12 protein-coding genes are annotated in these 13,735 nt (G+C 39.8%); 7 read left to right on the top strand and 5 right to left on the bottom strand.

Going from position 1 to position 13,735, the window contains the following annotated elements; all coding sequences use genetic code 11:
• Positions 1 to 284 precede the first annotated feature (284 nt).
• Positions 285 to 2,411, bottom strand: coding sequence for a M3 family metallopeptidase (locus DBR43_RS25915; protein WP_124586216.1), 2,127 nt, complete (start codon positions 2,409 to 2,411; stop codon positions 285 to 287).
• 244 nt (positions 2,412 to 2,655) lie between these two features.
• Between DBR43_RS25915 and DBR43_RS25910 the strand changes: the two genes are divergently transcribed.
• From DBR43_RS25910 to DBR43_RS25900, 3 genes are read left to right on the top strand one after another with little or no spacing between them, the layout of a single operon-like run.
• Positions 2,656 to 3,519: a TraB/GumN family protein gene (locus DBR43_RS25910; protein ID WP_124586215.1), complete on the top strand. Its 864-nt coding sequence runs from the start codon at positions 2,656 to 2,658 to the stop codon at positions 3,517 to 3,519.
• Positions 3,520 to 3,522: 3 nt separating this feature from the next.
• Positions 3,523 to 4,029, top strand: coding sequence for an RNA polymerase sigma factor (locus tag DBR43_RS25905; protein WP_124586214.1), 507 nt, complete (start codon positions 3,523 to 3,525; stop codon positions 4,027 to 4,029).
• A complete protein-coding gene (locus DBR43_RS25900) occupies positions 4,019 to 4,642 on the top strand; it encodes a hypothetical protein (protein ID WP_124586213.1) in 624 nt (207 codons plus the stop codon). Before DBR43_RS25905 ends, DBR43_RS25900 begins: the two co-directional genes overlap by 11 nt.
• Positions 4,643 to 4,656: 14 nt before the next feature.
• On the opposite strand, the gene DBR43_RS25895 is transcribed toward DBR43_RS25900, so the two are convergent.
• The 4 genes from DBR43_RS25895 to htpG all read right to left on the bottom strand — a co-directional run bounded on the left by DBR43_RS25895 (position 4,657) and on the right by htpG (position 9,540).
• Entirely contained in the window at positions 4,657 to 5,919 is a 1,263-nt protein-coding gene (locus DBR43_RS25895; protein WP_124586212.1) for a hypothetical protein, read from the bottom strand.
• A gap of 62 nt (positions 5,920 to 5,981) precedes the next feature.
• Positions 5,982 to 6,551 (bottom strand): RNA polymerase sigma factor, encoded by a 570-nt coding sequence (locus DBR43_RS25890; protein WP_124586211.1) that lies wholly within the window; start codon positions 6,549 to 6,551, stop codon positions 5,982 to 5,984.
• Between the two features lie 192 nt (positions 6,552 to 6,743).
• Entirely contained in the window at positions 6,744 to 7,457 is a 714-nt protein-coding gene (locus DBR43_RS25885; RefSeq protein WP_124586210.1) for a DUF4397 domain-containing protein, read from the bottom strand.
• Positions 7,458 to 7,650: 193 nt separating this feature from the next.
• The gene (htpG, locus tag DBR43_RS25880) at positions 7,651 to 9,540 is read right to left on the bottom strand and encodes a molecular chaperone HtpG (RefSeq protein ID WP_199757130.1); all 1,890 of its coding nucleotides are present in this window, start codon (positions 9,538 to 9,540) and stop codon (positions 7,651 to 7,653) included.
• 161 nt (positions 9,541 to 9,701) lie between these two features.
• Between htpG and DBR43_RS25875 the strand changes: the two genes are divergently transcribed.
• The 4 genes from DBR43_RS25875 to DBR43_RS25860 all read left to right on the top strand — a co-directional run bounded on the left by DBR43_RS25875 (position 9,702) and on the right by DBR43_RS25860 (position 13,733).
• Positions 9,702 to 10,682, top strand: a complete 981-nt coding sequence (locus DBR43_RS25875; protein WP_124586209.1) for a DUF2157 domain-containing protein — start codon at positions 9,702 to 9,704, stop codon at positions 10,680 to 10,682.
• Positions 10,679 to 11,857 (top strand): hypothetical protein, encoded by a 1,179-nt coding sequence (locus tag DBR43_RS25870; protein WP_124586208.1) that lies wholly within the window; start codon positions 10,679 to 10,681, stop codon positions 11,855 to 11,857. The genes DBR43_RS25875 and DBR43_RS25870 overlap by 4 nt, the downstream gene beginning before the upstream one ends.
• A 70-nt stretch (positions 11,858 to 11,927) precedes the next feature.
• Positions 11,928 to 12,431, top strand: a complete 504-nt coding sequence (locus DBR43_RS25865; RefSeq protein WP_124586207.1) for an HmuY family protein — start codon at positions 11,928 to 11,930, stop codon at positions 12,429 to 12,431.
• A 72-nt stretch (positions 12,432 to 12,503) separates the two neighbouring features.
• Positions 12,504 to 13,733, top strand: coding sequence for a M16 family metallopeptidase (locus DBR43_RS25860; protein WP_124586206.1), 1,230 nt, complete (start codon positions 12,504 to 12,506; stop codon positions 13,731 to 13,733).
• The last annotated feature ends 2 nt before the right edge of the window (positions 13,734 to 13,735 follow it).

The raw sequence follows: 13,735 nt of genomic DNA, 5'->3' as shown, positions 1-13,735 counted from the left end.
AGCAAAGCTAAAAAATAAAGTTTGCCCCACAATAAAATACTGGGCGGTTTTAGTAAATAATCAACATGTTAAAGAGATAAGTGAGAAGCAATTAGCTTCGGGCTGGACGACTGGTATTAAATGCAAAAAACAATGTGAATTGATCCGCTGACCGGCCTTATTCAGCAAAAAAACCGAGATGAAAAAAGGCGATAAAAAAGATCCGTTGAAGTCCTTTTTATCGCCTTGATGGCTTGAAGCAACCAGGCCAATGCTACCTGTTGCGTAAAAAATTAAACCTTTGATTAAAGCGCTTTGTTTAGCCCTCTGTCTTTCAATAAATGTTTCATATCAGGTTCTTTACCTCTAAAAGCCTTGTAGAGGTCCATTGGTTCAATGGTACCCCCTTTTTCAAGAACATTCTTACGGAAGGATTTAGCGACCTCCGGATCAAAGATGTTTCCGCTTTCCTTGAAGGCAGCAAAGGCGTCACTATCCAATACGGCCGACCAGATATAACTATAATATCCGGCCGAATAACCGGAAGCAAAAATGTGCTGAAAATAAGTACTTCTGTAACGGGGAGCGATTTGTCTGATCAGTCCATACTTATTCATTTCTGCCATTTCGAACTTAACAGCGTCTATTTCTTTTCCAACGGGGATCGTATGAAAGCCCATATCGAGTAAAGAAGCAGCAAGATATTCGACAGTTTCAAAACCCTGATTAAACTTTCCTGCATTTTTCATCTTTGTAATCAATTCCTGTGGTACAACTGCTCCGGTTTTATAGTGTTTCGCATAAAACTGGAGAACCTCCGGCTCAAATGCAAAGTGCTCCATCACCTGTGAAGGTAATTCCACAAAATCACGGGGAACAGAAGTACCGGCAAGGCTTCTGTATTTTACGTTAGACAATAAACCATGAAGGGCATGTCCCATTTCATGGTAAAATGTGGTTACTTCATCAGCTGTAAATAAAGCCGGTTCATCCCCGTTCGGGCCGGAAAAGTTACAAACAATGGAAACAACAGGAGCAATGCGTTTTCCTTCTTTATAAGATTGGGTGGCATAAGAGGTCATCCATGCCCCGCCACGTTTAGAACTACGGGTAAAGAAATCCATATAAATAACCCCGATGTGTGTGCCGTCAGCTTCTTTTACCTGATAAGCGGTTACGTCCTTATGATAAACAGGAACGTCAGTCAGCGCGGTAAAAGTAATGCCGTATAACTTATTCGCTACTTTGAAAAACCCTGCTTTCACATTTTCTAGCTGGAAATATGGCCTTAATTCTTCGGCATCGTAGTTATATCTTTCCTTACGCACTTTATCGGCATAATGAGACCAGTCCCAGGCTTCCAGTGTTTCATTCTTCCCCTCTTTGTCCATCATTTTCTGCATATCTGCAGCTTCCTGCCTGGCCACCGGCAAAGCGGCATCCCAAAGGCCATTTAACAAGTCGTAAGCCTCTTTAGGAGACTTTGCCATACTTTCTTCCAAAACAAAGTCTGCATGGCTTTTATAACCTAGTAATCCAGCCTTTTCGGCACGTAAAGCAACCATTCTTGAAATGATCTTTTTATTATCATTTGCATCGTTGTTGTTGCCCCTGCTGATATAGGCCTGATACATCTTTTCTCTTAATGCCCGGTTCTCTGAATACTGTAAAAATGGCATCACACTCGGTGTATGTAATGTGAACCGCCATTTTCCTTCTTTTCCAGCTTGTTTGGCAGACTGAGCCGCAGCCGCTTTTACCGATTCCGGAAGTCCGGCAAGATCAGCCTGCTGATCAATCAGCAACTCAAAACTATTGACCTCCGCCAAAAGGTGTTGTCCAAAATTCAGGGTAAGGAGAGAAAATTCTTTATTGATTGCTCTCATTTTTACCTGCTGTGCTGCATTCAGGTTTGCTCCGCTGCGGACAAAGCCTTTATAGGTTTTATCCAGCAAACGCCTCTGTTCTATATTCAGCTTTAGCAATTCCCGCTTATCATATACTGCCTTTACTCTTTTAAATAAATCTGCGTTCAGATAAATATCGTCACTATGCTTAGACAGCTCCGGCGCCATTTGTTTGGATATGGCTTCAAGCTCAGGAGAAGTATTGGCAGAACTTAGGTTGAAAAACACAGTACTCACTTTATTGAGTAGTTTTCCGCTTTCTTCCAGCGCCACGATAGTGTTCTGAAAAGTAGGGACAGAGCGCTGTCTGTAAATTGAAGTAACAGCCTGCTGTTGCTGCTTCATTCCTTCCTGAAAGGCCGGAACAAAATCAGGGGTAGTTATCTTGTTAAATGGAGGAACTCCATATGGAGTATTGTACTCTTCCATAAATGGATTCGTATTCTGGCCCATTACTGTTTTATCAGTAACCAGCAGCATTCCGCAAATTAAGATCATTGATGGGATTCCGTTTTTTAATTTCATTTTTCAGATCAGCTTTATTGATTAATCACAAAAACCTCAGATGGGCTGAGGTTTGGCAAATATAATTCTTTAGATCAGCCCTGACCATCTTTAAAAGTATCATTGTTGCAACAATATCAACAAAAGAGCCCTAAAATGAAGGAAAAAAGGATAAACAGCTCCCTTTTAAGAAAAAATAAAAAAAGCTTGTAACGAATTCAAAAACCGGCTACTAATTGAGTATAAAAATCAAAACCAGCAAAACATGAAAACAATATTCACCATCACTGCCCTTGCATTAAGCAGCATCTTTACGACCAAAGTGACCGCACAAAACAAACCTCTGGAAAACTCTTTACTTTGGGAGGTATCGGGAAAAGGACTGACAAAGCCTTCGTACATTTATGGAACGATTCACATGATCTGTGAAAATGATCTTATTATTCCAGAAAAGGTAACCAAGGCTTTTGATAAGACAGAAAAGCTTATTTTCGAAATTGATTACAATGATCCGAATGAAATGGCGGATATGCAAAAAGCAGCTGTACCGGGAACACTATTGAGCCAGACCCTTAATGCGAGTCAATACTTCCTCGTAGACTCTGTTCTTAAATTAAAAGCAAAAATCCCTTTAAAAGCATTGGACCAATATGGTCTGCTCACAGTTTATTCCATTGCTATTTCAAAAACATTACCCTGTCCCACAACCAAATCATATGAAGCAGAATTTACTAAATTAGCCAAACAGAAAAAGATAGCCACAGGTGGATTGGAAACTACAAAATCTCAAATGGGAAACCTGCATAAAGCCTATCCAGACTCCGTCATGGTTAAACACATTGTGTTGTTTGATGATTACAAAGCAATGTTTACAGCTGTGGTAAAAGCCTATAAAGAAGAAAAAATTACAGAGGTGGCAGAAAGAATGAACGATAAGAAATTCAGCAGCAAAGAAATTAACAGATGGGTTCTGGAAGGAAGAAATACAAACTGGGCGAAACAAATGCCGGAAATGATGAAAAAGCAAGCATCTTTCTTTGCTGTAGGCGCAGCACACCTACCTGGTAAAAAAGGCGTATTGGAGCTGTTAAAGGCGCAGGGATACACCGTTAAACCAGTAATGAATTAAGCCTTGAAAACAAAGGAAAAAGCGTTTCTTGGAGAAATAGAAACCCATAAAGGAATCATTCATAAGATCTCCAGAATGTACATGGATGATGAAGATGATCAGAAAGATCTTTTTCAGGAAATCATCTGTCAGCTTTGGAAATCTTACGATTCCTTTAACCATCAAAGCAAGTTTTCCAGCTGGATGTACAAAGTGGCTTTAAATACGGCTATTGTATTTTTTAAAAAGGACAAACGCAAACAGGATGTCTACGCCAATATCCTCGCTGAAGAAATAGAAATTCCGTCAGACGAAGCGGAGACAAAAGAAATACAACTGGCGCACTTTTATAAAGCACTTCAAAAGCTGGACAAAATTGAAAAAGCATTGATGTTTTATTTCCTGGAGAACTATTCCCACAAAGAGATTGGAGATAACCTGGGAATTACAGAAGGAAATGCACGGGTAAAGCTCAACAGAGCAAAGAATAAACTAAAAGAACTTATAAAAAAACAAGGTTATGAATTTTGACGATATAAAATCAGCATGGAATAAAGAATCGGAGCAACCGATTGAAGTACCAAAAACAATTGAAAGCCTGAAGAAAGCACAGATGCCACTGGACAAATTCAGGAAAAACATGAGGGGAGAGGCGATGTTCCAGGTTGTGGCCCTATTAGTGAGCATCTTTATCCCCGGTTATTTTAACCTTATCCCGACATTAAGGGTTTCCTTTAACTGCACTTACATTATTTTTGTCATCACCACCGTATATTTCCTGATTCGGTTTTATAGACTTTATAAAAAAATCGGACAATCTTCTTTAACCACGAAAGACAGTTTGTATGAATTAAATTATGACCTGAAATTAAACTTAGAACTGTATAAAATGTTCAATTATATGCTCCTACCTATCTTCCTGGCCTTTGGAGCAATAATTCTTGTTAATTTCAACTATGATTATTTTATGAAAGTAATTGTCAGCGAGCCTGGTTCCTTCTATCTGGTATTTGGACTGACAGTATTGAGCATCTGTATCATGATTCATTACTTTGCAGTTCTCTGGCTAAATCAATATTACGGTAAATATGCAAAGGAAATAGCATCGCTTATCGCTGAGCTGAAAGAAGAACAAGAGGATTAACGCTGATGTTAATCCTAAAAATCAAATTTTAACCTCACACCTGTGCCAATAAGGTACAGGTTTTCCTGTTTAAGCTCCTTCATTGGCAGTTTTATAAATGGTTCCACGGAGAATGCTTTACCTTTTGAAATCTTCTGTTTATACCCTACAGAGAAGTTATAAAACCCTAAGTAAGGGTCATTTTTAATTTGTTCTTTTGGTGCTTCTTCAGAAACGGTTCTGTTCAATACCATAGCTTTTGCAGCTCCGCCCCCTCCGTCATATGCCTGTGGTGCAACCTTGCTTTCAATAAAGGTATTCTGTTGCTTCTGATCAATCACAGCAAAAGCTGATACGCCTATATTGGCATACAATTTTTTACTCAAATGATACTTCAACTCCAGGGGAATATCGATCCCGCGTAACTGCGCATTGACCGCTTTCAACTCTTTGCTATCATTGGCAATGTCGCCCCCCACATTCATACTCATCATTGCCGTATTAGGCGGGTTTTCAATGGTTCTGGATGCCCCCATTTCATTATAGGAAATCCCTGAGTTAATGGATACTTTATCCGACAACGCATAGCCCATACTTACGCCATAGCCCATGTTTAACTTTTTACTGTTCCCAAATGAAGGTGCAACAACAAGCCCCATTTCCCATTTGCTTTCCCTTTTTGTAATAGATTTACCCGTATTGGCCGTTCGGTTTTGCCTTGTTTCATTAACCAAGAAGTCCTCGAAGCTCTGTTTTCTTTCTACAGCAGGCTCCTGGGCAACCACCTGCTCCTGAGGAACAATCCGCTCCGGCTTGGAAAGAGGATTGATAATGGGCTGTTTCGTTTCTATTTGAGCGACTGCAGAAGCCGACTCATTTGTGTTCAAATCTATTGCTACCTGCCTGCGCTCTATAATATCAGCACTCTGCGAAGTATTGTTATTTTTTGTAACTGAAATTGCTGTTTCCTGTTTTTGTCCGGCAGGGGCAGCAGAAATGACATCCGATACCCGGGGCAACACCGATCCCCCTCTAATTGGCTCAGTCCCGCTGATCTCCTGATTTTTTGGTAAATCTTTTTTGTTTAGTACAAAGAACAACCCAAATCCAATTAACAGGACTGCCGCAGCACTACTCAAGCCGCCCAGCCAGAAAAACAAACCTCTTTTCTTAGGTTCTTCTTTTATAAAGTCTTCCCATGCCCCCGCGGCATACTCCTCCTCATGAGCCATCAAACTCTCCCTGATGTGAGTAATTAACTCGTCTTCAGGCAATTTCATATGTTCATTAGGTTTCATCCTCTTTTCTTTATATTTATCCGGATCAGGCACTTATTCAATGCGTTTCTATATTATTTAATTTAGTTGGACTCATAAGAACTAATCAATGATTTCGAATAAAGCGTTCTCAATTTATTCTTTGCTCTGGTCAGGTAAACCCGGCTGGAGCTCTCAGGGATATTCAACAATTTGGAGATTTCATCATGCGAAAAACCTTCAATTTCGTACATATTAAAAATCAACTTGTGGGTTTCCGGTAATTGACCTAACAACTTCATAATATCCTGTACATTGAGTTGAGAAATGGCATTTAGCTCCGTAAGTGGCTGCTGTAAATCTTCTATATCATCTACGTAGAGATAAGTCCGTTTGCTTCTTAGAAAATCTATAGCGGTACGCGACGAGATTCTTGCAATCCACCCTTTAAAAGCTTTTTGCAGGTCTGCCTGGTCCTTTGGAAAACCAAATTGTCCTATGCTTTTAAAAACCTTGATGAAGCTGTCATTAATCAACTCCTGAGCATCATTTTTATCATTAACGTATCTCAAAATAACGCCCATTAAATAGCCATAAAATGATTTATAAACCACCTCTTTACATTTGTTGTCATTTTTCAAACACCCCGCTAAAACGTCCTCAAATTTGAGCATTCTTTTTTAACACCATTAAGGATTATTTAAGTTTACCGTCTCTGTACGACTAAAAACGAAGAGATTGAACAAGAACATCAACCTCAGCATCTTCCAACACACTGTTTAACAGAGGAAATGTAAATTTAATCATTTCCGTTATTCAAAGATTAAAAAAAGCCGGTTTCATAAGAAACCGACCTGGGGGGGTATCTATTTCGCCATATAGATATTGGCTCCAAATTTCAATGGATCCGCATCTAACTTACCTTTATATCCTTTTGCATAAATGGTGTAAAGCTGTCCTTTCTCGAGCTTACTTCCAGGTATGGTTGCCAAAACCGCTTTTGTAGCATTGTCCTTAATCTCGAAAGCAACGTTATCTCCCGGCTCTACAGCTGCAAATGCGGTAGATTCTTTGTATGCTTTGTTGACAAACAAGTCTGTTGTTTCGCCCTTAACCGACAGAATTAATGGAGCAGCATCCGGGCTCAGGTTAAGGAACCTAACCTTTGCTTTTGTAGATGTTGCAGGGCTATCCAGCCGATCAACAACTGTTAAAAATGCCCTGTTAGCTCCTGTATCTATTAAAAAAGTAGTATAATATTTATCTGACTGATAAACCTGGTCTTTTGTCAGGAGGTAGGTTGTCTTTCCTCTTTCCGTAATGCCAATCCTCGCTAATCCCGGATAGAAAGCAACATAATCAAACTTTGTCCCGTACTTGAAAGCATCCGCACTCCAGCGCTGACCTCCAATAATGAAATCGAACTCTTTAACGGTTGGACTCGCATTTACAACAGACAACACCGCAGCCGCAATCGGCTTGGAATCATCTCTTTTAGAACAGGCTGATAATGCTACCGAGATCGTAACTGCAGCAACAAAAGCTTTAGATATATTTTTGAATTTGTTTGAAATTTCCATAATTAAAATTATTAAGATGTATAAATCGTTTAGTTATTGGCCGTTAACCATTTTTCTCCTAAAACGTAGCGCTCTTTAAAAACGCTACAGTCAACATGAAATATTTTTCAGGTCCGCAGGTTTAAGAATTAAAATCCCATAAAAAACCCCGTTACATGCTTATGTAACGGGGTTTTCAGGAAAAAGAAAATCCTTAGATAAGATTTACACTCCTGCTCACGAAAGCAGTTAGTTCTGCTCCTGTAAGCATTCCTTGTGCCAGTAAAGCCAAATCCACAGCTTGTTTTGCAAGCAGGCTTTGTTCGGCTTCATTGTCTGTTAAAAGGATCTTTCCAATCAGTTTGTGATTTCCATTGATGGCAACCTTATAATTATCAGGCATGCTGCCGTAGAAGCCCATACCGCCACCCATCTGAGCCATATCTTTCATACGTCGCATAAACTCATCCATGGTTACCGTAACAGGTAATTCTTCCGGGTTCAATCCAACCACTTCTACCTGCATTCCAGGTTTGGTAATCGCCTTGGTAAAGATTTCTGTAACCTTTTTCGACTGCTCCTCTGTAAGCACAGATTCTATTGCCTCATCTTTTTCAATCAATTTATCTGCCACACTGGAGTCTACACGTTTCAATTGTGTTTTTTCCAGTTTGTTCTCCAGATGATTGATAAAATGGTTGTCAATAGGCGAGTTCATTAATAAGACATCGTAATCTTTTTTATTGGCCGACTGAATAAAACTATCTTGTTTTGCAGGATCATTCGAGTAAATATAAACCACCTGTCCGTTTTTATCGGTCTGGAAGTCCTTTACTTTATCATGATACTCCCCTAGTGTAAAGTGTTCGTTTTTAGTATTGGTCAATAAGGCAAAGTCTTTCGCTTTATCATAGAATTTCTCTTCGCTTACCAGACCATATTTCACGAATAAACCGATGTCGCCCCATTTTTCTTCATATGCCTTACGGTCTTTATTGAAGAGCTCCTGTAATTTATCCGCAACTTTTTTAGTGATGTAACTATTGATTTTTTTAACGTTACTGTCTGCCTGAAGGAAACTTCTGGAAACGTTCAACGGGATGTCCGGTGAGTCGATTACCCCATGTAACAACATCAGGAATTCCGGAACGATGTCTTTTACTTCATCAGTAATAAATACCTGACGGGAGAACAACTTGATTTTATTGCGTTGCATGTCAAAATCGTTCTTCACTTTAGGGAAGTACAATACTCCAGTCAAGTTAAAAGGATAATCAACATTCAGGTGAATCCAGAATAAAGGATCTTCCGAAAAAGGATACAGTTGTTTATAAAAAGCAAGATAGTCTTCGTCTGACAAATCTGCAGGTGCTTTCGTCCAGATCGGATTGGTGGTATTGATGATATTGTCGACCTCAACAGCTACTGTTTTTGGTTTTCCTTCTTCGTCTTCACCGTCTGCAATTTGTTCTGTCTTCGTTCCGAATTTAATGGGTACCGGTAAGAACTTGCCATATTTATCCAGAATCTCTTCCAGCTTGTTTTTACTTAGAAACTCTTCTGATTCTGCATTGATGTGCAGGGTGATTTCAGTACCTCTGGTTGTTCTGTTACCCGTGCTGATTTCGAATTCGGTACTGCCATCGCATACCCAACGGGCAGGCTCCGCAGCATCCTGATAAGAAAGCGTCTGGATTTCTACCAGGTCTGCGACCATAAAGGCAGAATAGAAGCCTAAACCAAATTTACCAATGATTTCATTGGCATCTTTAGCATCCTTAAACTTCTCTACAAACTCACTTGCTCCGGAGAAAGCAACCTGATTGATGTATTTTTTAATCTCCTCAGCAGTCATACCCAAACCATTATCTGTAATGGTAATGGTCTTTTTCTCTGCATCAACAGCAACTTCTACCAATGGGTTACCCAGCTCTCCGTTGTATTGTCCCAATGCGGCAAGACGTTTAATCTTTTGTACCGCATCAACGGCATTGGAAACCAGCTCGCGCAGGAAAATCTCATTGTCTGAATACAGGAATTTTTTGATGATCGGGAAAATATTCTCCGTGTGAATGGAAATGGTTCCTTTTTCTTCTATGCTCATATGTTAACTCATTTTTAAGTATATAAGGATCCTATCAATGGCTATTCCAATTCAATATTCTTGTCAAATTGACAGTTCAGCTTCCAATTTCAGCCTCGATAGTCAGGAAACGAAATCTTTGCGTATACTTGAATATCCTATGAATAAACATTATCTACCTTATGAATACAGCAAATTACGATAAATTAAAAGAAGAGGACTTTATTTCGGCCAAGTCTATTGAAAACATAAGGATAAGAGCGCAAAACCCATTGTTTTCGTTACACTGGGAACTAAAAACCTTATTATATCTGGGCGTAATGCTATTGAGTACCGGATTAGGCATTCTTATCTATAAGAACATTGACACCATCGGCCATCAGGTGATTCTGGCCATCATCGCAGCAATCAGCATTGGATGTTTCACTTATTGCCTTAAGCATCGCCCCCCATTTAGCAGAGAACTGGTAAAATCTCCCAATTCCCTTTTTGATTACCTGCTGCTTCTCGGCTGCCTGAGCTTTTTAACATTTGTTGGCTATCTGCAGTTTCAGTATACCGTTTTCGGTACCAACTATGGAATGGCCACTTTCATTCCAATGCTGCTTTTATTTTTTGTAGCTTATGAGTTTGACCATCTCGGAATTCTCAGTATGGGAATTGCCAACCTGGCCATATGGATGGGCGTATCGGTTACTCCTGCCCAACTGCTTTCCAGTGGGAATTTTGACAATCAAACTGTGATTTATACTTACCTGAGTCTGGGTTTAATCCTGTTATTGGCGGGACAGCTGACGGAATATTTCAATTTCAAAAAACATTTTAGATTTAGTTACCTGCATTTCGGAATCCACATTTCATTTATCTCGTTATTGTTCGGCTATTTTAACCATTATGATGCTTCTTTTTCATTTATATGGCTTTTAGTCCTCTTCGCGCTTGCCTATTATCTATATGCTGATGCAATGAAGCATAAAGCCTTTTACTTTCTGCTATTGGTAGTCTTATATAGTTACATTGCCTTTAGTATATTGGTGGTCAGGGCCTTCATCACATTTCGTGATATGGAAGCATTATACTTCTGTTGCTTCTATTTTATCGGTTCTGCCATTGCGCTAATCCGTCTGTTAATCTATTTAAACAAGAAAATTAAAGCCTCATGATCATATATAACAGAACCTGGCTGAAGAATTTAGATTTGCAGAACCAGTTAAAAAGAGCACATCGTTTAGGGGATATTACCGCTGAAGAACTAAAGCAGATGGAAGAAAAGTATCCGGTCGGCTTTTACACACCCAATATTTTCGTCAGGGCCGGTCTTTTTATCCTTACCCAAATCATTACCAGTTTTGCGGGAGGACTGCTCAGCCTCATTTTCAGCAGTATGGGAGACCTCATTACTTCCCCGGGTTACTTTCTTTTTTTAGGTCTCATTAGTTATGTCGCGCTGGAATTAATCGTTCAGCAGAAGCACCATTTCAGATCCGGTGTAGACGATGCGTTAATGTGGACGGCTGCCGGGCTAATCCTCGCTGCTTTTATTGGGTACCTGAGTATTGCTCAGCGAAACAGCCTTTCTGCTCCATTTGAATGTTACGTCTTTTTCTTCGCGATGGTCCTGGCTGGATATTTTACCCTGCGTTTCGCAGATATGCTAATGGCTGTTGTATCCTTCCTTTCCCTAATTTGCTTCCTGTTCTTTAGCCGTGAGCTGTTTGGGTTCTATGCTGCAGCGATTCGGCCTTTTCTAATCATACTGGTCTCTGCGGGAGTTTATTTTCTTTGTGTGTACTGGAAGAAATATAAAGACTATGAGAACTGTCTTACAGCGATGCAGGTTTTCTGTCTTCTCATCGGATATGCGGCAGGTAATTACTTTGTAGTCAAAGAAATGGGAAGCATGATCAATCAACCTTTACAGGAAGGAGAGGGACTTCCTCTCGGCTGGTTCTTCTGGACCTGGACAATTGCCCTTCCTTTTGTATATATCGCTTTAGGCCTTAAACGAAAAGAGGTGATTTTATTACGTTCAGGCTTAATTCTGATTGCAGCAGCAGCGTTTACCTTCAGGAATTACTACCATGTTATGCCTATTGAGGGTGCTTTATCCCTTGTTGGAGCAGCATTGCTGGCAATAGCCTATGGAGTGATCCGTTACCTAAAAACACCAAAGAAAGGCTTTACCTATGAAGAACTTGATGATGATCAGCTTCTGGATAAAATTAAGGTAGAATCTCTTATTGTCGGCGAAACCTTTTCCGGTCCTTCCGCCGCTCCTGAAGGAAGCCGGATGGGAGGAGGAAGTTTTGGAGGCGGGGGATCAAGTGCCGACTTTTAAGCGGAAAATAAATTCACCTGGTTATTTAGAATAGTTCCAAATAGTTTGTTTCTTTGTAAAAAAAACTTACATGAAACAAACTTTTTATACCCTATCGTTAATGTCCGCTTTTCTTTTTGCCGGCCTCAATGCCGTAGCTCAAAGCCCAAAGACAGAGAAAAACCTTGATGCCAAGTCAAAAACTACATTCTATAGCCTGGAGGATGGAAAAATTGTCAAAGAAACAGAAAAATGGGACCTGGCTTTTAACAATACAGCGATTAAAATCAACAGCAAACAAAACGTTTCTGCACAAATTTTAAGTAATACGACCTTTGATAAGGTAATTAAAGCTCCGGAAAACGGCTATAAAAAGGACAGCCAAAGCAGCAGTGCCATTCCAACAGGATCGGGCAACGGCTGGTACAATTATGACATGGCAACCCATGCGCTGACTCCTATTCCCGGCAAAGTGATTATCGTCAAAACTGCTTCAGGAAAACATATTAAACTGGAAATTCTAAGTTATTATTTTGATGAAGAAGACTATAATGAGACTGGTTTTTATACGTTTAAATATGCCGTAGTTAAATAAGCTTATAAAAGCCTCATTGATACCAAAATATTATCTTACAGAAGTTTATTTCTTGCGTATCTTTGCTCCTTGATGGAATACAATGTTCACACCTTGCCGAATGGCATCCGATTACTTCATGTCCCTTCTGCATCCGCGATCTCTCATGCCTGCATTATTGTAAATAGCGGCTCCAGAGATGAACAGGAAGAAAAATCAGGTCTTGCTCATTTTATTGAGCACCTGATCTTTAAACGCACAGAAAAAAGAAATACCAATCAGATCTTAAACAGACTGGAGAGTGTTGGAGCAGACCTCAATGCCTATACGACCAAGGAGTATACCTGCATTCATGCTTCTTTCCTGAACCCCTATCTGGACAGGACATTGGAATTATTTCATGACATAGTCTTTCACTCGACCTTTCCTGAGGACGAAATGGAGAAGGAAAAGAGTGTAATTCTTGATGAGATCACGTCCTACCTTGACCAACCGGAAGAAGCAATATATGATGATTTTGAGGATCTTGTTTTTTCAGGTCATCCGCTGGGTAGAAATATTCTTGGAACTGCAGAAAGTGTCAATAAAATCGATAAGAAAGACATTCATGATTTCATCGCGGAGAATTACCATACAGACAAGATTATTATCGCCGTTTTAGGAAACTATTCCTTGAATAAAGTCGTTAAGATCGGGGCTAAATATTATTCTGAAATACCGGAGAATCTACACAAAAATTCAAGGATTGCGCCGGAAAAGGCTCCTGTAGTAAACCATTCTTTTCAGAAACCGATCATGCAGGCCCACGCCATGTTAGGTGCTCAGGCTTATTCCTTACACCATCCCTATAAAACGGGGCTGCTCTTGCTCAATAATCTGTTAGGCGGCACCGGAATGAGCTCTATTTTGAATCTGCAGATCCGGGAGAAACACGGGATTGCCTATACGATCGAAACCGGTTATAGCCCATTGAGTGATACCGGTATTTTTACTTTATATTTTGGCACAGATCAGGAAAAAGTAGATAAAGCACTTTCTCTGATCTTCAAAGAGTTTAAAAAAATTAAGGATCATCCGCTCACAGAGGTTCAGCTTCAAAAATCGAAGAATAAATTTATCGGACAGATCGCTCTGGGTGAAGAAAATAGAATCGGACTGATCATATCCATGGCTAAAAGCCTGATAGACTATAATAAAATTGACGACCTCAAAACTGTATTTAATAAAATTCAGGCAGTAACGACCACTGATATGGCCAATATTGCCAATGAAATATTAGATGAAAGTAATCTTACTTCCTTAACTTTTTACCCTTTAGGGTAATA

Source organism: Pedobacter sp. KBW06 (assembly GCF_003852525.1).
Taxonomy (GTDB): domain Bacteria; phylum Bacteroidota; class Bacteroidia; order Sphingobacteriales; family Sphingobacteriaceae; genus Pedobacter.
The sequence above is the reverse complement of the archived record's forward strand: the minus strand, read 5'-3'. Positions and strand labels throughout refer to the sequence as shown.